The sequence below is a fragment of the Pedobacter nutrimenti genome (assembly GCF_003208655.1).
GTDB lineage: Bacteria > Bacteroidota > Bacteroidia > Sphingobacteriales > Sphingobacteriaceae > Pedobacter > Pedobacter nutrimenti.
This window is the reverse complement of the sequence record NZ_QKLU01000008.1, coordinates 65,330-88,893: the sequence shown is the minus strand read 5'-3', so window position 1 is coordinate 88,893 and position 23,564 is coordinate 65,330. Positions and strand designations below refer to the sequence as shown.

Genomic DNA, 23,564 nt, shown 5'->3' with positions numbered 1-23,564 from the left:
GTTCAATTAGTTTAATTCAACATCTTTTAAAAGATTTGCAACCAAATCCTCTTGTTTAGCTTTATCTTGCAGTTGGTTACGCAGTACACGCTCCGCAATATCAAGAGAAAGTGTAGAAACCTGGCTTTTCAATTCAAATAAAGCAGCCTTCTTTTGGTTTTCGATTTCAATTTTAGCCTTCTCAATTAATTTAGCACCTTCAGTATGCGCCTGAGTTTTTGCTTCATTGATAATGCTGTCTTTTAAAGTTTTTGCTTCTTTTAAGATCAGGTCACGTTCTGCACGGGCAGATTTCAGCAATTCTTCATTTTGAGTTGTCAAACGCGCCATTTCCTGTTTAGCCAGTTCTGCTTTGTTCAGGGCGTCGTCAATAGACTGTTCACGCTCTTTAATTGCAGCCAATACTGGTTTCCATGCAAACTTGCCTAAAACAAACATTAACAATAAGAATGCTATTGTTTGAAAAATAACTAAACCAAATTCAGGTATTAATAATTCCATTTTCTATTTTATATATTGTGTTCCTTTTTTTTAAAAAATTTGTACCCGGCAAACACCGGGTACAAGTTTACTAGCCATTACCCATCAGGGCAACAACTACTGCGAAAAGTGCAACAGCCTCAACGAAGGCAGCAGCGATCAACATCGCAGTTTGGATTTTTGAGGCAGCTTCCGGTTGACGAGCGATACCGTCCATAGCGGAACCACCAATTTTACCGATACCTAGACCAGCGCCAATCGCAGCTAATCCTGCACCAATTGCAGCAATACTTCCTGTAATCATGATTTTATATATTATATAGTTATTAAAAAATTCTTATTAATGGTGTTCTTCAATTGCCATTCCGATAAACAGGGCCGACAAAATGGTAAATATAAATGCCTGGATAAATGCAACAAGCAATTCAATGGCACCAATGAATACCGCAAAAGCGACAGAGATCGGAGCGATGTACAAGCTGTTGAACACAAAAATCAAACAGATCAGGGACAATACCAAAATGTGTCCGGCAGTGATGTTCGCAAATAAACGAATCATTAAAGCGATCGGCTTGGTAAAAATACCTACGATCTCTACAGGGATCATGACAATCCACATCAGTTTTGGAACATCTGGTGCAAAAATGTGTTTCCAGTAATATTTATTTCCGTTAAAAACAGTCAGAAGGAATGTTGCTGCCGCCAGGATCATGGTCACTGCAATATTACCGGTCAGGTTGGCCCCTCCTGGAAGGAATGGAACAAGACCCAGCATATTGTTAAACCAGATAAAGAAAAACACGGTCAGCAGGTAAGGCATAAAACGCTCGTATTTATGACCCAGATTTGGTTTTGCAATGTCATCACGTACAAACAGGATGATCGGCTCCATCCAGGACTGCAATCCTTTTGGTGATTTTCCTTTACGTTTTTTATAACCGCTGGCCACATTTAAAAACACAGCAAGAATGATGACAATAGAAATCAGCAAAGTGCAAACGTTTTTGGTTAAAGAAATATCCAGGGGACGTGCATTGGAAGCATGGTGTTTTTCATCCAGCTGAACATATTGTCCGTGTTCGTTTGGTGCGGGAGATGCATAGTAAATTTTCTCATGCATTTTCACAAAACGCTGGCCTCCTTTTTCGACCACTACTTTAGCATCATCATCATACTGAAAATCTGCAGAATTAAAACTCACCAGTCCATTAGAAGTATACAGTAAAACAGGAAGATGAATATAGTATTCACCAATCACATGCCAGCTGTGAGAATCTGCAATGTGGTGCAATGCAAATTTTCCAATATCAAACTTCTCTTTGGCCTGGGTTTCGGCAGGAGAATGCTCTGCCGCCTTAAGCGTATCCACTTGCGCAAAAGCAGGGGATCCAACAGAAAAAAACGCTAAAAAAAGCGTAAAAACAACAATTAACCTTTTCACTTTAAAATCAAAAACGTGGCTACAATCCATTTACTCGCAGATTTTTACTATTTATTTTGGTGGCGCAAGTTACGTAACAAACAGTATATTTCAAAGAAGCTAAACAATAAATATAAAGAAAAAAAATTCAGGACAAAAACGAGCCCGTTTCCCTTAGCCTTCAGGCTGTAAATCAGCACGAAAGCCATGGAGAACAACATTTTCAGTGCTATCGATCCCATAATGGCCATAATTGAGCTTTCCGGACTCCTTTTCATGCCCATATAAACCACTACATAAGCAATAAAAGTAATGCCCGAAAGGAAGCCGAAAATGAGCCAGAATTTTGGGACCAGGACCATCGTTCCAGGAAAAAATCCGGGAAGTGCAGTTGCAATGCCACCAAGGACCAAACAATAGCCGATATAAAAAAGGGTAAACTTAAGCAGGTTCAAATCTTTATGGTTTTCTGCAAAAGTATTAAGAAAGCGCTTAAGGTTGGCTGAATAATTTACTTTTTATTCAGCGCTTTGACCACCTGGTAAAGAGAAATGATCACCCCGGCCAGACTGAGCAACGCCGTAAATAAGGGCTTGGCACTGTGCCGGTGTTCATCTATTTTATAACCAATAAAAGCAAATACGCCAATAGTAGCCAGCATTTGAAAAGCAATCCCGGAATATTCGGCAAAGTTACGCCCCTTATCCTCTTTATCAAATTTATCAGGATCTTCCATAAGCCTTCAAATAAAATCTGTCATTTACTTAGAATTAATTGCCGAATAAAATATTTTTGCATACATTTTGTTTGATTTAACTCAATCAATGCTTTTGAAAAATTACGCTATTCATCCGATAAAGATAATACTTATTTGTTTAGGCATTTGTATCATCTATTCTTGTGGTTCCCAGAAGGACACCGCTGCAAACCGAAAAATGCAGAACCTGACCGCCAGGTACAATTACCTTTACAATTCCAATGTCCTGGTCCAGAATTACGAAGAAGACCTGAGCAACACTTATGTTGACAATTACAATCAGATACTTCCGGTTTATATTGCCCCTGCAAAGTTCAACCCTTACTCAAAAGATCCTTTCGCCGCGCCGGTCAACAGCGCTGCCCTGGACAAAGTGATCCTTAAAGCGCAAACGATCATTGCTGAAAAAAGTTTCAGCAATTATGTAGACGATGCCTATATGCTGCTTGGAAAAGCACAATTTCTGAAAGGGAATTATTTTTTTTCCAAAGAGTATTATGATTACGTCATTAAAACTTACCCGGAAAACAGACCTGTATATATACAGGCACTCAATGGCAGGGCCAGAAGTTTGCTGCAGCTGAACGACCTCCGCAGCGCCGGGCTGACCCTGGATACACTTGAACAAAATCTTAATGAAGTAAAAAACCATAAGGCAGAACCACTGGCAACACTTGCCCAAATGGGCATTTCGGTACACCGCTATAAAGACGCCATTATTTATTTGGAAGCCGCCTTAAAAGCAGGAACCATCAAACGGAACCAGATCCGCTGGACCTATGTTCTTGCCCAGTTGTATGAACACGAAAAGGATTACCCCAGGGCCCTGCGCAATTATGTCAAAGTTCAAAAAAGCAATGCGGCATTTGAATTGTATTTCAATGCCAATTTGAGCAGGATCAGGCTTAACGCCTTAACTAAAGGGGTCACTGTAGACCGCAAACAGCAGCTGACGGCTTTACTGAAAGACGATAAAAATGCAGAATATATCGATCAGATCTATTACCAGATCGGAGAGAGTTATGAAGAGGATAAAGACTATGCCAATGCCGAAAAATTTTATAAACGCTCAATCGCCAAAAGCTTCAAAAACCCTTATCAGAAAGGATTGTCCTATCTTAAAATAGCCGATTTAAGTTTTAAGCAGAACAAAGACTACCTGAAGGCCAAGCTGTATTATGACAGTACAGTAAATACCCTGCCCGAAACCTATGCCGGTTATGAGCTCATTTTAAAAAAGGCACAAAACCTGGAATACCTGACCCTGCGCTATGAGTCCATTTCTTTGCAGGACACTTTACAGTCCATTGCCAAACTGCCCGAGCCCGAACGCAAACCTAAAATAGAATCCCTTTTTGCCAAAGCCAAAGTGGCAAGTACCGTACAGGAAAACAAAAACCCAGGTAAACCCAACTTTCCGGGCAATCTGGACAATGAAAAAAATGCAGGGGTCAGTACCTTCTATTTTGGCAATACGGTTGCTGTCAGCAGGGGCCTTTCCGATTTTAAAACCAAATGGGGCAACCGGAAATTGGAAGACGACTGGCGCCAAAGCGTCCGGTCTTCCTCCCAGACCAACACCCAATACGTGGCCAATCTGGACAACACAGGCTTGCCAAAAGAAGACATCAAGCTCATGACCGGTACCGATTCTGCCCGGATCAAAGCCTATATGGAGGCCTTGCCACTTAGCCCTGCCCAGCTGAGCACCAGCAACCAGAAAATACTGGACGCCTATTATGAAATTGCCAATTTTTACCAACAGGAACTCAATGACAATGAAGAAGCGGCAAGGATCTATGAAATTATCCTCAAACGCTTTCCGGAAAACAACCACCTTGCAGCCATCAATTACGGGCTTTACCTGAGTTATAAAGACAAAGATCCTGCAAAAGCAGCCGTCTATAAAAATGTAGTGCTTTCGCAGTTTGCTTCGAGTATTTATGCCAAAACGATTCTGGATCCCGATTTTTCTGTGAAGCGCTCCGAAAAGGAAGCCGATGTTGCAAAAAAATACAATACGGTTTTTGATCAGTATGTACAGAAAGATTTCCCAGGGGTTATTACTGCTGTCAATACCGTTTTAGCCCAATCACCGGACAATTACCTGTCCCCGCAATTCGCTTATCTGAAATCTATTGCCATTGGCCGGACAAATTCTGTAGACAGCCTGATCAAAGCCTTCAAAAACATCATCGGTCAGTTTCCGGACGATAAACTCATTACCCCGCTGGTACATGACCATTTGAGCTATATCGAACAGCACCTGGCCGAGTTCAGAAAAAGGAAAATTGCCCTGACAGATTTTGACCCGAATGAACCGCGCTTTATGGAACAACAGGCCGCTCCGCAGACACCTGTCAAACCGGCAGAACAAATTATTGCCTCCCTACCGGCTGCCGCAAAGCCTGAACCTGTGGTCACAAAAGCTGCAGAACCAGAAAAAACAGCAGCAGCACCAGCCGTAAAAAGCAATGGGATTTTCAGCACGGCGGTTTCCTCTACCTATTATTTTGTCATCGATGTCGCCGATGCTTCCCTAACCCTAAGTTCTTCCCGATTTGGTATTGGTCAGTTCAACCGCGGGAACTATACCGGAAGCAATTTAAAACATCAATTGACAGAATTTGACAATGATCAGCTCATTTACGTCGGAAACTTTAGTAGTTTTGACGACGCAAAAATATATGCGGATGAAATTACGCCTCAGCTAAAACAGATCATGAAGGTTCCGGCTTCTATTTATACGAGCTTCATTATCAGTAAAGAGAACTTTGAAAAATTAAAAAGCAAAGATCTTTTAAACAAATACTTAGAATTTTATAAAACCAGTTATTGAAAAGATCAGCAGCTCCTTTTATACAAAAAATAGCCGCTGAACGTTCATAATCGAAAAACAATTATTAAAAAATGAGCCAGGCCCTTACCCAAGCAGACATCAAAAAATACAACCTCAGGATATGGAAAATCCTTATTGGCGGTATGTTGTTATTTGCATTATTTATTGTACTTATTGGATTCGGAGTATTTGGGCCCCTTCCTTCTTTCCGCGACATAGAACATCCCAAAAGCAACCAGGCCACAGAAATTATGTCTGAAGACGGCAAGGTGCTTGGAACTTATTTTGTTCAAAACCGGTCTAACGTTACCTATCCGCAGATCTCCCCGAATGTCATCAATGCGCTGATCTCTACAGAAGACACCCGCTTTAAAGAACATTCCGGAATAGACTTTACCCGGACCTTTACCATTTTATTTTACAACCTGGTGGGTAAAAAACAAGGTGGAAGTACCATTACCCAGCAATTGGCCCTGAACTTATTTTCTGAAGAAGGCCGGCAGAAAAATTTCTTTAAACGTCTGATGCAAAAATTTCAGGAATGGGTCATTGCCGTTAAACTGGAAAGAAATTACACCAAGGAAGAAATCATTACCATGTACCTCAATACGGTCGATTTTGGAAACCAGGCTTTTGGTATAAAATCGGCAGCCCGGGTTTATTTCAACACCACGCCCGATCAGCTGACCGTTCCACAGGCGGCAACCTTGGTGGGTCTTCAAAAAGGAATTACCAGGTATTCCCCTACACGGAATCCGGAGCGTTCTATTGTGCGCCGCAACACGGTCATGTCCATGATGGTCAAGGCGAACCTGTTAACGCAGCAGGAATACGACGCTCAAAAAGAAAAACCCCTGGACCTGAAATTTAATGCCGCTACCGTAAATGACGGGATTGCGCCTTATTTCAGAACTGTATTAAAAAACGACATCAAAAAGATTTTCCAGGACCGCTCTATTCTCAAAGCAGATGGTACCCCTTATGACCTGGACCGAGACGGACTGCGCGTGGTGACCACCCTGAACTACGACATGCAGGTCTATGCAGAAGAGGCCCAAAAGGAATACATGAAAATCCTTCAGCAGCAATTTACCAACAGCTGGAAAGGGAAAGATCCTTTTAAAGACAAAGCGCTGCAAATAGAACAGGGCATCAAAAGATCTGACCGCTATAAAGCATTGCAACAGGAAGGTAAAAGTGAAGCCGAAATCAAAGAAGACTTTAACACCCCTACCCGCTTAAGCATTTTCACCTGGAAAGGGGATATCGATACACTGATGAAGCCCATCGATTCTGTAAAATACTATAAAATGCTGCTGCGCAATGCCATGATGGTTATGGACCCCCAGACAGGTTTTGTGAAAGCCTGGGTGGGCGGTATCAATTTCCAACACTTTAAATACGACCAGGTGAAAATGGGTACACGCCAGGTGGGTTCTACAGCAAAACCCTTTACCTATGCGGTTGCCATAGACAACGGCTATTCCCCTTGTTATACCGTCATGAACGAACCGGTGACCATAGATGTACCCGGAGGAAAACCATGGACACCAAAATCTGGCGGGACTTTGCCGGGTGCCATTACCCTGCAAAAAGCACTGGCCTATTCACAAAACTATATTGCCGCTTACCTGATGAAACAGGTAGGCCCTACTGCAGTATCTGCCCTGGCCAAAAAAATGGGCATCACTTCAGACGTACCGGCTTATCCATCCATTTCACTGGGCTCATTTGATGCCTCTGTGTATGATATGGTCGGCGCTTACAGTGTATTTGCCAATAAGGGGATCTGGACCGAACCTACTTATATTTTACGCATTGAGGATAAAAACGGTATTGTATTATACGACAAACGTCCGAGTGTACACCCGGCTTTAAACGAAGAAGTTGCTTATGTAATGACCCGCATGTTAAGGGGCGTGGTGCTCAATGGTACAGCATCCAGACTGAGTTATAAATATGGCATTAAAACCCCTGTAGGCGGCAAAACGGGAACGACCCAAAACAACTCCGATGGCTGGTTTATGGGCATTACCCCACAACTGGTTGGCGGGGTATGGACGGGTTGCGAGGACCGTGCCTTTCACTTTATCAGTACCCGCGAAGGAGAAGGTGGAAATACCGCATTACCGATATTTGCCGGCTTCTTAAAACGTGTTTATGCCAATCCGAAACTGAAGATCAGAAAAGATGATTTTGACGTTCCAAAAAATGTATCGATTGTATATGACTGCAACCAGTACCAGCAACAGGAACAAAGCAAAACAGAACTGGATCAGAAGTTAGGCTTTTAAAATACCCGGACCAAAGGATTCACATGAGTGCTTTTGATTATAAAAAGGCCCTGGCCGACATTCCGCATAAACCTGGTGTCTATCAGTACTGGGATGGAGAGGGTACGCTCATTTATATCGGAAAAGCCAAGGACCTGCGCAACCGGGTGGGTTCTTATTTTATCCAGGACAGCCAGCTGAACGGAAAAACCCGCGTACTGGTATCCAGAATCCGGAAAATCACCTTTACCATTGTCGACACGGAAATTGATGCCTGGCTGCTGGAAAACAGCCTGATCAAAAAGCATCAGCCCCGCTACAACATTATGCTGAAGGATGATAAGACCTATCCCTGGATCATCATCAAAAAAGAAAATTTCCCCAGGCTGTACTGGACCCGCAAAATGGTCAAGGACGGCTCTACATATTTTGGGCCCTATGCTTCAGTAGGAATGATGCACACCATCCTCGACCTGATCAAAGAGACCTATCCCCTGCGGACCTGCAACCTGCCCTTAAGCCCTTCCAATATTGAAGCCGGAAAATTTAAGGTCTGCCTGGAATACCAGATCGGCAATTGTAAAGGTCCCTGCCAGGCTTACCAGAGCGAAGAAGATTACAACAAAAACCTCGAAGAGATCAAGGACATTCTGAACGGTAAAATCGGGAACGTCATCAAAGACGTTAAACAGATTATTAAAACTGCCGTTGAAGAACTGAATTTCGAATATGCCCACCAGTATCAGAAAAAATTACTGGTGCTGGAAAAATACCAGAGCAAATCGACCGTAGTCAGCAGCTCCATCACCAATGTTGATGTGGTCAGTATTGCTTCAGATGAACGCTATGCTTTTGTGAACTATCTGAAAATCATGAATGGCAGCATCATCCAGACCCAAACCATTGAAATCAAAAAGCGGCTGGATGAAACCGATGAAGAACTTCTCACGATTGCCATTACAGAGTTCCGCACCAAATTCAACAGTACTTCAAAAGAAGTAATTGTCCCTTTTGAAATCAGTCTGGCCGACAGCAATTTAAAATTTACGGTTCCCAAGCTTGGTGAAAAAAAGAACCTGCTGGAGCTTTCTCATAAAAATGTGCTTTTCTTTAAGCGTGAAAAACTCAATCAGTATGAAAAGCTCAACCCGGACCTAAGGTCTGAAAGGATCCTGACGCAAATGCAAAAGGACTTAAGGCTAACCCGTTTGCCTCATCATATTGAGTGTTTTGACAATTCCAATTTCCAGGGCAAATACCCGGTTTCGGCGATTGTGGTTTTTAAAGATGCCAAGCCTTCCAAAAAAGACTACCGGCATTTTAATGTAAAAACTGTAGAAGGCCCCAATGATTTTGCCACGATGGAAGAAGCCGTTTTCCGCCGGTATAAGCGCATGCTCGACGAACAGCAGCCTTTGCCTCAGCTGATCATCATTGACGGCGGCAAAGGACAGCTTTCTTCGGCCCTGAGCAGTTTAAAGAAACTGGGTATAGACAAACAGGTTACCGTTATCGGAATTGCAAAGCGGCTTGAAGAGCTCTATTATCCGGGAGACAGTTTTCCTTTGTACCTGGATAAAAAATCAGAGACCCTTAAAGTGATCCAGCAGCTCCGCGATGAGGCCCACCGTTTTGGCATTACCTTTCACCGGAAAAAAAGGGACCAGGGCACCCTGAAAACCGAACTGGAAAGCATAGAAGGGATCGGAAAAACCACCGCAGACAAATTACTCCGCCAGTTTAAATCCGTGAAAAGGATTAAAGAAGCCAGCCAGGAAGAGCTTTCCAAAGTACTCAATAAAGCACAATTGAAAGCAATTGCGGCTTACTTCAGCAGTGAATCTTAAAAAATCTTATGGACAAAACTCTTGTCAATGGACAAATCTGACTATCCCGGTCGGGGATGCGCCTGATCAGGCTCCCTGAAGGGGGAGCAGCCCAGCCAATATCCCCTCTGTGGCACAGCCAGTATTTGTCTTAAAATTTAGTACAACATATTCTCCATGCCTGGTAGCTAAGCAACATGCTTAAAAAACCGTCTATGGTCCAAAATACCTTACTTAATTTTAAGGCATGATTCAGACGTCTGAAGAGGGATGATTGGCTGGGCTGCTCCGCAGGAGCCTGACCAGGCGCTGTCCCGAAACAGATCTCCTGAATCATGCCATTACAATAAATTGATACAAAAAAAGGCCGCCCTACAGGACAGCCTTTATAAATTATAACTTTAAGTTTAGTATTCCCACAAACTTTGTTCGAAATCTGATACGCTCTTTTTGATCCGCTCAGATTCATAGAGTTTTCTTGGATCTTTAGGATCCGTGAGACCTAAAATATCAACAATGTTTTTATTGGCCGGATTGGTTTCTTTAACCACATAACTGGCAAACAAACGTCTTACAAAAAAATCATCGTAAGTGAGTACAGAAGCATCATTACTTGGGTTCACCAGCCGTTGTTTGCTGAGCATTTCCCTGACATCGTCATAGTATACCCAGAATACCGGCTGCCAGTTTCCTTCAACCATTTTCATTGGTGCAATACCAATAATCCTTGGTTCAAATACAGAACGTTTAATGTCCAGGATCCAGTCTTCTTTGATTCTGAATTTCTGAAAATCATCCGGTCTGAACCTTTTTAAAGTTGGGTCAGAGAGTTTACCGGTAGTGGCATCTGCCGAGCCTTCAGTTAGTCCCCTTGCATTGCGCAAGGCTTCCTGCGAACTTAATGCGATTTTAAAAGAATCATTGTCTTCCAATACCTTTCCCTGAACCGTATCCTTAGGAGAATATACGGTCAGTTCTTCATTTCCGATCGCATCCAACAGGATTTCAATCAGCTTGGATTTTTCAGAATTCAATACAGAGTTCACCGTATCCCTTAAATCAATCTCTCTCCAGATGCGTTTTGAATAATACACATCCTCTTCCCTTACATCTGCATAAGGTACCATTACTGCGCTGTCTACATCTTTTCTAACCGTAAACCCATCTTTTGGAGGGGTTTTAATTTTGGTCTTTTTTGCAGTTGTGGCAGGCGTACTCGCAGGGGCTGTGCTCACCGGTGCTGCAGTGGTTGGCTGAGGAGCCGAAGAAACCGGTGCAGTTACCGGCGCCTTTTTGGTTGGCGTTTTCCTCTTTTTAACCTGTGCAAACGAAGCTGTGCATAAAAGCAGCAGAACGACTGTATAAATAATTCTTTTCATAATCTATCCTCCTCTATCTGGCTGTAAATGTTATCCCGTCAAGCACCTTTTGTCTTCCATCCGGGCCTTCACAAACAATATCTTTAAATATAACGGTAGCCCCTGGTTTGATGGAGTTCAAAGCACCTTTAATTTGTGTACTGAAACCTGCACCACTTGCCTGTAAAGTTACCGCATCAGAACGTGGGTTGATAAAAGTAGTAGAGAAACGGATTACCCTGTATTTGACATCAAAAACAAAGTCATCCAACTGAGTCTCCAGTTGGTTTGAACCCGCCAGCCATTCCAGGTCTACGTTGCCACCAGATTTACCTTTTACAAAGGCCCTTGGTGTTGGCAAGGCTTTTACCCTGAATTTTTGTGCACCAAGGTTTACAGTTTTACCTGCATTACTTGCCGTCACATTGATGCTAAGTTCTTTTCCAACTTCACTTCCGCCCACACTCACTGTATATTTTCCGTTTGCACCGCTGATGCTTCCACCACTGATGCTTGCTTTAACACTTTCCAAAGGAAAACCAGCCGCCGAAACAGAAAACGGATTCGGGATACCGGCATAAATGACATTCATTTTATCCGGAGAAACCGTTGCAGATGGTTTAGCCACCTGATAGCTTTGTTCAGGGGTAGAATAGGTTTTAAACGTCCCGTCTGTTTGTCTTACTTTGATGGTACCAATCCATTTAAAAAGACCAACACCACCGGTGCTGCCATTATACGTTCCTTTACCATCTTTCACGGCCAGACTGCTTCCGCCAACAGAAATCTCTGGTGTGGAACGGCTGTCACTTGCAGTTAAAAAAACCTGTGCGGAATAAGGTTGTCCCTGGATTACATAAGAAGTTGGCGCTACAGCAACTGCAGCAAACTGATCTAAGTTCACCATGGCTTTATCCATATTTCCAAACAGTTTTTTCACGACCTCTGCTTCTGCATTTTTAGTATCTGCCTGTATTTTGGTTAAAATGGTATTTGCCGCTGTTAAAGGCGTTCCTTCACCAAAGTTGATGTCAGACCATTGTTTTTTACCATTTACACTTTTCTTGGAATCATTTGCTTCTAAGCTGAAAGTGACATTTTTACGGTCTGCAGGTTCGAGCAAATTGATCAGCTTTTCCCGGGTCTCATTGATTTTGTCCTTTAATTTATCGCCTTCTTTGCCATTGATCATAATGCTTTGCGCAATATCCTGGTTTTCACGGCGCTTAATGTCACCGGTTTCCGGATCAATCCCGCCACCTTCAGAAATAAAGCGCTGCTTCAGTTTTTCAACATAAGCATTTAGTTCTTCTGCATAAGTTTTGGCTTTATTGGCTTTTTCCCAAATCGGCTGCGCCCTTGCAGGCTCATCTTTTAATTTTGTATTCTGGAAAGCAGAAAATAACTGGTCAACACTTGTATTTACGTTCGTTTTGGATGTTTCTAAACTGTCATTGATGTTTTTAAAAGCATTCAATATGGTATCCGATACGTTTAATGCAAGCATAGCCAACAATACCAAATACATGATATTGATCATCTTCTGCCTTGTTGTTTCTTTTCCTCCGGCCATTTTAAATCGGGTCTGTTTGGTTAATTAATAAATTAGATAACGCTTTCCAGATTATACCCGGGGCTGGTTCATTGCAGATAACATATTGCCATAAATGGCGTTCAATGAAGACAGGTTTTTAGCCAGTTTACCAACTTCTTCCTTAAACTGCTTGGAATCTTCCATAGATTCATTGAAGTTGTTCATGGTTAAAGAAAGGTTCTGATAAAACTTATTCATTGATTTAAGGTGTGCGCTGGAATCCTGCAGTTCCAGTTCATATACCGCATTCAGGGCGCTAAGGTTTTTGGCCAGTGCGGTGACCTGCTCGTGATAGCCTTTTGAACTTCCGGTTGTTTCGCCCAGTTCAACAAGTTGTGCAGTTGCTTTGCCAAAAGCATTGTTTAAGCCATCAAAACTTGCTGAAGCGGTTTTAATTTTTGCAGTAAACTCTCCGGTGGCAGTCGAAGCATCGGCTACATTGGAAATGGTAGCTACCTTATCGCCAAAAGTACGCAGTCCGGCACCAAGGCTTTCGATCAGTTCAGGACCGATTTTAGCATCAGAGAGCATTTTGTCTAAAGCCGCTGTATTGGAAGGTGCAGCAGCAACGGCAACCGGTCTTGCCGATGTCGTTGGTCTTTCACCTGTGTAATCATCACTCAGTTCAGGATACACCCTTTCCCATTCCGGTTCCGCAGCAGGCTGCCTCCATCCGGTAAGGAAAAATAAAATAGACTCTACGCCCAAACCAATACCGATGGCATAGTTACCAAGGGCCCCACCAATGTGAAGAATTTTAAATAATGCACCAAGGATTACGATACTTGCACCCCAGGAAATTGCGACGTGTAACCAATCAAATTTGCGTTTTGCTGCCATAATAGCGTTAAATAGAGATTTTTATTTTGATTTTTTTTTATGCTGTAATTAATTTCTGTATTTGATGTCCGCTCCCGGATAGGAAACCACACACCTGAAGCCAATGTAAGACCTCGCCTGGTCCTGGTACTCATAAGTGGCCACCGAGTTCTGAAGGAAAAAACCAATGTCTTTCCAGGAACCGCCTCTGACCACCTTACGTTTCAGGTATTTGCTGTCCGAAGGTTTTGCGACATACGTAAAATTAGGGTTAAAATCTGAAAGCATTGGGGATGCAGACTGGTTGTAAGCGGTAACGGTCCATTCGGCCACATTACCTGCCATATTGTACAAACCATAATCATTCGGGAAATAAGATTTCACGTTCACTGTATACAAACCACCGTCATCCGAATAATTTCCGCGGCCCACTTTAAAGTTTGCCTGCATACAGCCTTTGGCATTACGGATATAAGGACCACCCCATGGGTATTTGGTCTTTACATTTCCACCCCTTGCGGCATACTCAAATTCTGCATCTGTCGGGAGCCTGTATTCCGGTCTGGCATTTAGCGGAAGTTTACGTGAAGCAGCAACAGACTGATAAAAACGGGTCCGCCACACACAGAAAGCCTGTGCCTGTTCCCAGGTAACCCCTACAACAGGATAATCATCATAAGAAGGATGATTGAAATACGTTTTTACCATCGGATCATTCTGAGAATAAGAATAATCCACTTTCCAGACCAGCGTGTCCGGATAAACCGCTACCGAAGGAAATTCGTTTGGTTTGCTCGGATCCGGAGAATCGACATAACTCTGGATAAAATCCTTACGGTTTTTGGTTTTGTCTTTTCTGCCTTCTACAGCCAGGTCAAGATTGACAATGCTGTAAGAATATTTTAGTTTACGGATATCGATTTCATGACGGCCTGGTAAGGCATCGTCACCGCTGTAATACAAATCGGCAAGTTTACTGGCGTAACCTCCGTTTTTTGTACTCCACAAAGCAGAGCTGTTTTTTCCGACTTTTTTCCAGTCAATGTCCCGGTTAGAAGTCAAAGTTGCCCCGCCCGCTGTAGTAGGAACAGCTTTATACAAATTCGGTGCCCCTGTAGGCCCCAGCATAGTAATCGCCACTGAATCCCTTACCCAGTTTACAAACTGGCGGTATTCTGCATTGGTGATTTCGGTCTGGTCCATGTAAAAGGCACTGAAAGAAGTCATCTTGCTGGCCGCACTCTGGGTATTGGTAATGTCCTCATCAGACATACCGATAAGCGTTCTGCCCGGAGGGATGTACACCATCCCTAGCGGTATTTTGTTATTCTTGAATTTTCTGTTGTAGGCACCCACAAGCTCTCCCTGTCCTCCCTTTCCACAGCCAGAGAGCATGGCCGCAAAAACAACAAAACTCAAAAAGTAAATTTTTCTCATATTCTACTGAAGCAATTTTATAACAATTTTATCAAAAATCATTGATATTTACAATTATTAGGCTATAAAAATAGCCTTCAGCAGAATAGCAGGCTTACTTATTCGATTTTTTGATGTAATTCTCGATCGCCATGATCATTGAAGGCGCCTCTGGTGAGGGTGCAGCAATGTCCACGATCAGGCCTTTATCCGTTACAGCTTTGTGCGTATTTACCCCAAAAGCAGCGATCCTGGTGTTGTTTTGGGCAAAATCAGGAAAGTTGGTATAGAGCGACTGTATACTGGAAGGACTGAAAAAACCAATCACATCATAAAAAACTTCGGCCAGGTCAGAAAGATCACTTACAACGGTCTTAAAAAGTACAGCAGGAGTAAAATCGTATCCGTTTTTCTGCAAAAACTTCATGGTATCTTCCGTTGCCACATCCGAACAAGGATAAAGGAACTTTTCGCTGGCGTGTTTTTTCAGCACTTCTGCAAGATCTGAAGCCGTTTGCTTTCCGAAAAATATTTTACGTTTGCGATACTGGATGTATTTCTGAAGATACAAGGCAGTTGATTCAGAAATACAGAAGTATTTTAAATCAGACGGCACTTCATACCTCATCTCTTCACAGATCCGGAAAAAATGATCCACTGCATTTCTGCTCGTAAATACGACTGCAGTAAAATCAGCCAGATTGATTTTATCTTTTCTAAAATCTCTGGCAGGAACACCTTCAACATGAATAAAAGATCTAAAATCTATCTTTAAATTGAATTTTTTAGCCAAATCAAAATAAGGCGACTTCTCTGTTTCTGGTTTTGGCAAAGTAATTAATATACTTTTTACCTTACGTAACCTATCTTCTTTGTTTTCTTGCATTATCTAATTACCGCTTTATAGACCTACTGCCTTGATTAATATCAAAATAGGACAAATTTCGAGGGCACAAAAGTACAAAAATAAATAGATTTTTGAAAGACGGTAATGAGATAAAATATTAACACCGGCTCTAATAAACTGAAAAGCAAAGATAACGATGAGCAGAATAAATGAAATTACGATATAATATAAGCCATATCTTAGTGGAGATAAGGCAAATGCCACCACTAGCGGAATAAACATTATGGAAATATTAAAATAACTCAAATATAATATTGAAATATACTCATGAACCGGTTTTTGTATGTTAAACAGAAAACCCAGCAGTTTCAAAAGAATAATTTTAAAGGTATAAAGGATCACAATCATTACAGAAATGGTTAAAAAGAACTTAAAACCACCCGCACCGTAAGAGATCCGGTAATATTGTGTCACCAGATAAAAAAACATCCCTATAATGAAACCAAAAAGTATAAACAGCAATAAAAAAGGCCATGAAGTAAATAAATTATCCTCCTTATTTAAGTTGTTTAAAATCCGGTTACTGAAAAAAGACTGAACGATACTATACAATTGTTTGGAAAAAGAATTTTTCAGAACAGCAAAAAGAATTAGCAGAAAAGCAATAAAACCCAATATCCAAACCTCTCCTTTTGGACGGGGATTACCGGTTTTGTACAAACTTTGCTTTTTAGTTTTGTTGTAAATGGTATACCAGGGATCTCCCGCAGGCCGGCTATATACCCTCGCCTTAACCAAACTGTCCAGCAGCATATTTTTGGTCAGCAGCGAATCCGGAATCAGCCAGGTATGTGCCAAAATAGAATCGGTTACCAATTTTTGCCGGGCATAAAAAGCAGAATCCTTAACCACCCTGTACCTGTAAACTGGTTTTGCAAGCGAATCCAGGGGGGCTGTTACCGCCGTCTGGGCTTTGGCCCCGAAAGAAAAAACAGCCATCAGGCCGCAAAACAAAAGGATAAAATATTTAATATATGTGTTTTTCACCTATAAGGGTCTTCTTTGTTGCAAAACTAAGCTTAATTAAATAAATCCAGGAGTTCCTGTTTTGAAAAATGTTTTAACATCGTTGCATCTGTTTTGATCAGGTCATTGACCAGGTCTTTTTTGCTTTCCTGAAGCCTGCTGATTTTTTCTTCAATGGTATCCGGGCAAATCAAGCGGACAGCAATTACATTTTTCTTTTGTCCAATCCGGTAGCTGCGGTCAATGGCCTGATTTTCCACAGCCGGGTTCCACCAGGGGTCAACAAGATAAACATAATCTGCTTCTGTCAAATTGAGCCCTGTTCCTCCCGCTTTCAAGCTGATCAGAAATACCCTTACTTCTTCCTTATTCTGAAAAGCCTCTACTTTTGCGGCCCGGTTCCTGGTTTGCCCGGTCAGGTATTCATACCTCAGGCCCTTTTGATCCAGCTCCTTACGGATCAGATCCAGCATACCCACAAACTGTGAAAAGACCAGAATTTTATGCTGAGCCGCCTTCCCTTCTATTTCCTCCATCAGCACGGCAATTTTGGAAGAAGCATCGCCGTAAAACACATCTTCTTTCAAAAGCGCAGCAGAATTACAAATTTGCCTTAAAAGGGTCATGCCCTTAAGCACATGCATCCCCTGCCGGGACAGGTCTTCTTCTTTTTGGTTCAGCAAATAATTCCTGTACTCTTTTCTGTAAGAGTCGTATACCTTGCGCTGCTCTTCTCCCATTTCACAATAAATCACCATTTCCGTTTTATCCGGAAGCTCGGAAGCCACTTGTTTTTTAGTCCGCCTTAAAATAAAGGGGCGGATTTTCTTTTGCAGCTCCAGGGCCCTCTTACTGTCTTTAAACTGATCTATGGGGACAAAATAATGTTCTTTAAAAAACTGCCTCGAGCCTAAAAGTCCCGGGCTGGCCAGCGAGAGCTGTCCGTACAAGTCAAAAGTATTGTTCTCTACCGGCGTCCCGGTAATGACAATCCGGTTTCGGGCCTTCAACAGGGCTGCTGCCTGGTAGCGTTGTGAAGAAGGGTTTTTAATGGTCTGTGATTCATCAAAAAACACATAATTAAACAGGTACTTTTTCATAAAACGGATGTCATATAGCAAAGTACCGTAGGAGGTAATGACCACATCATACCGCTCAAAGGGCTCAATATCTTTTACCCTTTCTGTACCATATACCGTTAATATTTTCAGTCCGGGTGCAAATTTACCAAGCTCTGCCTGCCAATTGAAAATCAGTGTGGTGGGCAGCACCAGCAAACTTGCTGGCAGCTTTTCTGCTTTTTCCTTTTGCAGCAGCATAAAAGCAATAATCTGGATGGTTTTACCAAGCCCCATATCATCGGCTAAACAACCCCCAAAGCCAAACTCATCCAAAAAATTGAGCCAGTTCAGGCCCTGCCGCTGGTAAGCCCGAAGTTCACCCTGCAGGCCTTTGGGTATGCTGACCTCTGTTATGCTTTCAAAATTCCGCAGCCGTTTTTTATACATGGAAAGTTCCAGCCGGACTTCCTTTGACAGGACTTCTTGTTCATACAATTCTTCTATGGTCCCGAAATTGGACCTTGGGGTACGGATACATTCCCCGGCCAGCTCCCCTGCCTTAAAATAAGCCGAAAACTTCTCCATCCATTCCTGTGGAAGAAGGCCAAGAGTCCCATCCCCCAACTGCACAAACTTATTTTTATCGCGAATGGATTTATGCAGGTATTTCAGGGAAACCTGCTGCTGGCCATAGCTGAGGCTAACGGCTGTTTCAAACCAATCCAGCCCGCTGAGCACTTTAATGTCAATTTTCGCTTTATTGGGGTTGAGCTTATTGTTTTTCAACTCGTTAAAACCCAACACCTGGATCTCTTCTTTCTGCCAGTCTTCAAAAGCCTCCAGAAACCACCCATTATCCAGAAACCTGCTTCTATGAAGGTAAAAATGATTACTCATTTCCAGCTGCTCCTCAAAATGAGGGTGCTGGCGGATCAGGACAGAGGTTAGCCGGAGCTCCTTATCCTGGTCCCGACTTACCGTAAAAGGGTTTCCCCGGCTGTCAATGGCATAAATGGTCTTTTTACTCAGGACCGGAACTTCTACATTTCCATATTTCATGACCGGGGTAATCAGCACAAATTCACCTTCATCAGACAAATAAATGATCTTTTCCCGGGGGACATCAAAATTATTCTCCAGCAACTGTTTTGGGGTTGCAGGCTTTAAATAGGCATAGGATATGTGCACGCGGTCTTCCAGTCTGGACAGGATATTTTCCTGAAAGGCATCAAAACCACTTTGATGGATCAAAATCTTATTGTTGTGTTTTTTAAAGAAATCGATCATCTTTAAAAAATCGGGGTTGTCAATCAGGTAAAGTGTTTTGTTGTAATCCAGAAAGTATTTGTATTTCAGCTGCAATTTTTCCAGGTGATAGGCATGGTCGTCGAGGTAAAGTTCTCCGGTGACCTCGTAAAAATTGCCCCTTTGATCGACCTTAAGACGAATATCCAGGTGCAGGGCTTTCAACTGAACCTTTTCCAGGGCATTGACCGTTACATTTTTAGCGCCCTGCTCCAATTCATAAACCTCCAGCACGCCCGGATTTTTAACGAGTGCCTTTAAGGCTTCCAGGTCTGAATCCGTAACCTCTTCATAACTTTGCCGGAACCTGGAAACCGCACTGTAAAACCGCAGCTCATCTTTGTCTTCTGTTTTCCAGATCAGGTCCATCGGATTGAGCAGTACCAAAGGGTTTTTAATTTTTCCTTTCCCCGTGCTTTCTGCCTCATAGAGCTCTGCATAAAAATGGCTGTAGTATTTATGTTTTCTAAACACCAGCACTTGTTTGCGCAAAGCAGCCGAAGAGATGGCCTGCTGCGGAACAGCGCTCTTTTGAGGCAGCAAGGCTTCTTTTAAGGAAGCCCTGGCCTGGGGCCCTATTTTAAACAATTCTTTCGCCCTGGGTTTGATCTCTACAGACTTGTACTGGTATTCCAGAGTAAAAAAATCGTCCAGCTGCTTTTCCTCTTCCAGTCCGTATTCTTTTGCCACCTTTCGCAATTCTTCATGCCTGAACTTTGCGTCAAAAAAAATTCGCAGCTCCCTTTTATGGAGAATACTGCCAAGAACCTGAGCCTGATGGATGCATAACTTTTTCCCCGGACTTTTGCAGTCACAGCCCAAACGAAGACTGTTCATTTCCAGGGCCACACTGACATAATTTGTTCCTGAGCTGGCCCTTTTGCAGGTAAACAAACCGTAACCCAGTTCGGGATCTATGGCCTGGACTTCAAAAAACTGTTCCTCTGCACCTAAATGCCCGGCATGCCGGGCCATAAACAGGCCATCCGCTTCACTCGCATTAAAATTTTCAATAATGACTTCTCTTTCGGGCATACGATTCAAAGATAAGATTTTAAGCGCCGTTTGAATTCCTAAAAAGAAAAACCCTCCGCTGCAAATGCAGGGAGGGTTCTCTATACGATTTCAAAAATCTATTGATTAAATCTATACCTTAAACCAAGCTGTATCCTCCATCTGGAATTTTCATCCACATTGTTGGAAAACGTATTGACCAAAGGAATCTGGTTCACATCATCCAGGTAAGGGAAGGAGAAAGTTGGTTTTCCTGAAGCCGGATCTATGGCTTTATAGGACAAAAGACCATTGGCCCGATTGGCCACCTTTGATACACCCCAATTGGTGTTGAGCAGGTTTCCAAGGTTAAAAATATCAAATGTCAATTGCAGGGAATGTTTTTTGTTGTTTAAAGAAGCGAAAAGGTCCTGGGCAATCCGTACATCCAGTGTTCCGATAAAAGGATTCACCAAACCGTTCCGCTCTGCATATTTTCCTCTTCTGGAGTTCAGGTAGCCGTCCTGCGAAATATAACTGTTCAGTTGTGCCCACATTTGATTCGGCGTACGGGTATCACGCGGGTTATCCGGAACCAGCATAATTTCGCTTTGATTGGCCGGCACATAAATCAGATCGTTTGTTACTAAACCATCGTTGTTTAAATCGCCACCATAGGTATAAGAACTCCGCGGACCATTTTGCAATTGATAAAACAGGGAAATTGTGGTGCCCAGATGTCCGAGATATTCTTTCCTGTAGGCCAGTGAAGCGATGAGGCGGTTTCTAACCATAAAGCCGGAATAAGAAAGATCATTCGCATTTGGGTTGCTGGAAACAAAGCGGTCACGCCACATGTTCTGGGCTACGGTACCCCCGTCATTTACAGAACGGGAATCGGTAAATGTATAACCCAGGCTTGCATAGAACCCACTTTTGAATTCTTTTTGCAGCATCCCCGTTATGGTATAGCTGTACCCTTTGCTGGTGTTGTCCATCACCACGGCTTCAGAAATTTTCGGATTTTGAGGCGTTGGTTTCACTCCTCCCCCATAAATTTGTGGCGAATTATACCTTGGGCGGTTATCTGCACCCAGCAATGGGGTATAAGCATCGGTGTTTAAATTTGCATTTCTAAAATAAACCGCATTCAAATCTTTGGCGTATAAGGCTTCAAGAGTAGCGGTAACGCCACCGGGTAATTTTTGGTCTACGGCCAGGTTGCTTCTCCATACCTGAGGAAATTTAAAATTGTTTGCCGTTACCGCCAGGTTGTAACTGGCATTACTCTCTGCGGTTGCTTTTGTCGGATTTCTATAGGCATTCACATCTGGCGTAAAAGGACGGTTGGTTGGGTTTGGAGTATTCTCAGAACCAAACTGCGCGCCGTTATTACCGGCCTGATTAGAAATCCAAACCAATGGCGGACGACCTGTAAAGATCCCCGTTCCACCCCTTACCTGGGTCTGTCCTTCATTGTTTACATTCCAGTTAAAACCCAATCTTGGGGACCAGAGCAGGGACGTTTTAGGATACTTGCTCACATCTATTTTTTCACCGTTATAAAAGCTCAGGTTGGCTACATTTTGATTCGTGATGTCCTGACCTGCAGAGATGACAGGTACATCTACCCTTAAACCTGCGGTAACTTTGAGTTCGTTACTGACCGAGTAGGCATCCTGCGCATAAAAACCAAACATATTTGCTTTGATTTGGGCGTAAGGGAAGGAACCATCAGGTAAAACGGAGTACTGAATCTGGTACCTGGTTGCATTGGAGACCCCGTTTTTTGCGCTGTTGTAAAAATCATCCAGGCTGTTAAAGGTATAAGCCCCGTAGTAATTTGGTGCAAAACCATTTAACGTTTTATAATGTTCAAAATTTACACCCAGGGTAATTTCATGGGCACCTGCATAAATGTTCAGGTTATCGGTAAATTGCAGAACGTCTGTATTTAAAGTATTAAATGCCGTAAAAGGCTCGTAGCCAAAAGCAGTGTAAGAAGTTCCGCCGACACCCAAAATATCTACCAGTGGAAAAGGATTGCCTCCTTTTGATTCCCTGAAATCGCGCATCTTGTTATAACCTAAAGTAACCTGGTTAGAGATTTTGTTGCTAAACCTGGTCCGGAACTCTAAGTTTACGTTGTCCATATTGTTGTTGATCCCATATCCGGCCGACTGAAAGGGGAGCGAAGACTGGGAAGGCTGACGACCACCAATTGGCGCGCCTGCATTACTTGGTAAAATGTCTTTAAAGGACCTGAAATAGAAATATTTTAAACTCAATGTATTTTTGCTATCGATGTTGTAATCGATTTTTACAGAGAATTTATCACTGCGCTGGTTCAAAGGATAGTTTTCGTAAGGTCCAGGATTGTAACCCAAGGTATTCAAATAGGCAGATAGTGCATCCAGATCCTCGCCTTTTACCCTGGCCACATTTGCACCTGTACTTCCATTACGGGAAGCAATAAAATTGGTTGCAGGGTCTATTCTTCTTTCCAATTCCCCGCTTAAAAAGAAAAACAATTTGTTTTTGATAATGGGGCCGCCAAAAGTAAAGCCATAACCTTTCAGGTTAAAATTAGATACCGGTGATTTTGCCCCGGTATAGATCTTTTCACTCACCAGGTCCTGATTTCTGTAATAACCATTTAAGGAGCCCTGAAATTCGTTGGTACCACTACGGGTTACTGCATTAATGGCCGCACCGGTAAAACCGCTCTGGCGAACATCATAAGGGGCAATATTTACAGAAATTTCTTCAAAGGCGTCCATATTGATGGGCTGGGAATTGGTTTGGCTGCCAATAGTCCCCTGAAGTCCAAAGGCATTGTTAAACAGCGCACCGTCTACGGTAAAGTTATTCGCCACATTACTTCTTCCGGCAAAACTTGGGTTACCGAACTGCAGGGAAAACTGAGGGGTCAGCTTTACAAAATCCACAAAACTCCTGTTCAGGGTAGGTAAATTTTGAATCTGCGTTCTGGAAATATTCTGTGAAGCCCCGGTCCTTGAAGAATTAAACACTTTGTTTTGTGTACCTACAATGGCCACTTCCGATAAGGTGGTATTGTCTGAATTTAATTTTACGTTTACGGTATAGTTTTGACCTAAAGCCAGTTTTTGTACGCTTTCGGTTTGTGTTTTAAAACCCACGTAAGACACGCTGATGGTGTAAGGACCACCGATGCGCATACTTGGTAAATTGTACCTTCCGTCTGGTCTTGTGGTCGTTTTATAAACGGTTCCTGAAGGTTCATGCCTGGCGACCACCGTTGCCCCCGCAATAATCCCTCCCGGATCACTCACCATACCACTAATGGAGGCGGTAGTTTCATTCTGGGCCCGGACAAAATGCCAGCTCAGCATCATCACACAAAATGTGATTAAAAACTGTAATTTTCTTTTCATAGGAATAAATAAATTTCCGCAAAACTATCGGGGCAGTATTACGTCAGTGGGCTTCTATCTTTAAGTTATTGTTAAGCCCAGGACAGCACATACAAAGAAATTTATACAGCAGGCCACGAATTTTTGAGTTGATT

General features: G+C 42.7%; 16 protein-coding genes. 3 read left to right on the top strand and 13 right to left on the bottom strand.

Going from position 1 to position 23,564, the window contains the following annotated elements; all coding sequences use genetic code 11:
• Positions 1-6: 6 nt before the first annotated feature.
• The 5 genes from B0O44_RS19970 to B0O44_RS19950 all read right to left on the bottom strand — a co-directional run bounded on the left by B0O44_RS19970 (position 7) and on the right by B0O44_RS19950 (position 2,636).
• Complete coding sequence (locus B0O44_RS19970) at positions 7-501, bottom strand: F0F1 ATP synthase subunit B (protein WP_110833871.1); 495 nt, start codon at positions 499-501, stop codon at positions 7-9.
• Between the two features lie 70 nt (positions 502-571).
• Positions 572-781 carry an ATP synthase F0 subunit C gene (gene atpE, locus B0O44_RS19965; protein WP_108553637.1) on the bottom strand — a complete coding sequence of 70 codons (210 nt, stop codon included), beginning with the start codon at positions 779-781 and terminating at the stop codon, positions 572-574.
• A 39-nt stretch (positions 782-820) separates the two neighbouring features.
• Positions 821-1,951, bottom strand: a complete 1,131-nt coding sequence (gene atpB, locus B0O44_RS19960) for a F0F1 ATP synthase subunit A (RefSeq protein ID WP_110833870.1) — start codon at positions 1,949-1,951, stop codon at positions 821-823.
• Positions 1,952-1,968: 17 nt separating this feature from the next.
• Complete coding sequence (locus B0O44_RS19955; protein ID WP_245943753.1) at positions 1,969-2,355, bottom strand: hypothetical protein; 387 nt, start codon at positions 2,353-2,355, stop codon at positions 1,969-1,971.
• A gap of 56 nt (positions 2,356-2,411) precedes the next feature.
• Complete coding sequence (locus B0O44_RS19950; protein ID WP_110833869.1) at positions 2,412-2,636, bottom strand: AtpZ/AtpI family protein; 225 nt, start codon at positions 2,634-2,636, stop codon at positions 2,412-2,414.
• Between the two features lie 88 nt (positions 2,637-2,724).
• On the opposite strand from B0O44_RS19950, the gene porW reads away from it, so the two are divergent.
• From porW to uvrC, 3 genes are all read left to right on the top strand, one after another.
• Positions 2,725-5,496, top strand: coding sequence for a tetratricopeptide repeat protein (gene porW, locus B0O44_RS19945; protein ID WP_449415921.1), 2,772 nt, complete (start codon positions 2,725-2,727; stop codon positions 5,494-5,496).
• 71 nt (positions 5,497-5,567) lie between these two features.
• The gene (locus tag B0O44_RS19940) at positions 5,568-7,790 is read left to right on the top strand and encodes a transglycosylase domain-containing protein (RefSeq protein WP_110833868.1); all 2,223 of its coding nucleotides are present in this window, start codon (positions 5,568-5,570) and stop codon (positions 7,788-7,790) included.
• A gap of 23 nt (positions 7,791-7,813) precedes the next feature.
• Positions 7,814-9,616 carry an excinuclease ABC subunit UvrC gene (gene uvrC, locus B0O44_RS19935; protein ID WP_110833867.1) on the top strand — a complete coding sequence of 601 codons (1,803 nt, stop codon included), beginning with the start codon at positions 7,814-7,816 and terminating at the stop codon, positions 9,614-9,616.
• Positions 9,617-10,002: 386 nt separating this feature from the next.
• On the opposite strand, the gene porN is transcribed toward uvrC, so the two are convergent.
• The 8 genes from porN to B0O44_RS19895 form a co-directional block, all read right to left on the bottom strand.
• On the bottom strand, positions 10,003-10,974 hold the full coding sequence (gene porN, locus B0O44_RS19930) for a type IX secretion system ring subunit PorN/GldN (RefSeq protein ID WP_245943750.1): 972 nt from the start codon (positions 10,972-10,974) through the stop codon (positions 10,003-10,005).
• Positions 10,975-10,987: 13 nt separating this feature from the next.
• Positions 10,988-12,526: a type IX secretion system motor protein PorM/GldM gene (gene porM / locus B0O44_RS19925; protein ID WP_110833866.1), complete on the bottom strand. Its 1,539-nt coding sequence runs from the start codon at positions 12,524-12,526 to the stop codon at positions 10,988-10,990.
• Between the two features lie 51 nt (positions 12,527-12,577).
• A complete protein-coding gene (gene porL, locus B0O44_RS19920) occupies positions 12,578-13,387 on the bottom strand; it encodes a type IX secretion system motor protein PorL/GldL (RefSeq protein ID WP_110833865.1) in 810 nt (269 codons plus the stop codon).
• A 48-nt stretch (positions 13,388-13,435) separates the two neighbouring features.
• Positions 13,436-14,803, bottom strand: a complete 1,368-nt coding sequence (gene porK, locus B0O44_RS19915) for a T9SS ring complex lipoprotein PorK/GldK (RefSeq protein ID WP_110833864.1) — start codon at positions 14,801-14,803, stop codon at positions 13,436-13,438.
• 94 nt (positions 14,804-14,897) lie between these two features.
• The gene (locus B0O44_RS19910; protein WP_110833863.1) at positions 14,898-15,668 is read right to left on the bottom strand and encodes a uroporphyrinogen-III synthase; all 771 of its coding nucleotides are present in this window, start codon (positions 15,666-15,668) and stop codon (positions 14,898-14,900) included.
• Positions 15,669-15,683: 15 nt separating this feature from the next.
• A complete protein-coding gene (locus B0O44_RS19905; protein WP_245943748.1) occupies positions 15,684-16,676 on the bottom strand; it encodes a DUF4271 domain-containing protein in 993 nt (330 codons plus the stop codon).
• Between the two features lie 32 nt (positions 16,677-16,708).
• The gene (locus B0O44_RS19900; protein WP_110833862.1) at positions 16,709-20,056 is read right to left on the bottom strand and encodes a DEAD/DEAH box helicase; all 3,348 of its coding nucleotides are present in this window, start codon (positions 20,054-20,056) and stop codon (positions 16,709-16,711) included.
• Between the two features lie 98 nt (positions 20,057-20,154).
• Positions 20,155-23,430: a TonB-dependent receptor gene (locus B0O44_RS19895; RefSeq protein WP_110833861.1), complete on the bottom strand. Its 3,276-nt coding sequence runs from the start codon at positions 23,428-23,430 to the stop codon at positions 20,155-20,157.
• Positions 23,431-23,564: the final 134 nt, after the last annotated feature.

Coding starts and splice junctions, on each gene's coding strand:
- B0O44_RS19970 (WP_110833871.1), bottom strand. CDS start 501: ATGGAATTATTAATACCTGAATTTGGTTTAGTTATTTTTCAAACAATA.
- atpB (WP_110833870.1), bottom strand. CDS start 1,951: ATGGATTGTAGCCACGTTTTTGATTTTAAAGTGAAAAGGTTAATTGTT.
- B0O44_RS19950 (WP_110833869.1), bottom strand. CDS start 2,636: ATGGAAGATCCTGATAAATTTGATAAAGAGGATAAGGGGCGTAACTTT.
- porW (WP_449415921.1), top strand. CDS start 2,725: ATGCTTTTGAAAAATTACGCTATTCATCCGATAAAGATAATACTTATT.
- B0O44_RS19940 (WP_110833868.1), top strand. CDS start 5,568: ATGAGCCAGGCCCTTACCCAAGCAGACATCAAAAAATACAACCTCAGG.
- uvrC (WP_110833867.1), top strand. CDS start 7,814: ATGAGTGCTTTTGATTATAAAAAGGCCCTGGCCGACATTCCGCATAAA.
- porN (WP_245943750.1), bottom strand. CDS start 10,974: ATGAAAAGAATTATTTATACAGTCGTTCTGCTGCTTTTATGCACAGCT.
- porM (WP_110833866.1), bottom strand. CDS start 12,526: ATGGCCGGAGGAAAAGAAACAACAAGGCAGAAGATGATCAATATCATG.
- porL (WP_110833865.1), bottom strand. CDS start 13,387: ATGGCAGCAAAACGCAAATTTGATTGGTTACACGTCGCAATTTCCTGG.
- porK (WP_110833864.1), bottom strand. CDS start 14,803: ATGAGAAAAATTTACTTTTTGAGTTTTGTTGTTTTTGCGGCCATGCTC.
- B0O44_RS19910 (WP_110833863.1), bottom strand. CDS start 15,668: ATGCAAGAAAACAAAGAAGATAGGTTACGTAAGGTAAAAAGTATATTA.
- B0O44_RS19900 (WP_110833862.1), bottom strand. CDS start 20,056: ATGCCCGAAAGAGAAGTCATTATTGAAAATTTTAATGCGAGTGAAGCG.
- B0O44_RS19895 (WP_110833861.1), bottom strand. CDS start 23,430: ATGAAAAGAAAATTACAGTTTTTAATCACATTTTGTGTGATGATGCTG.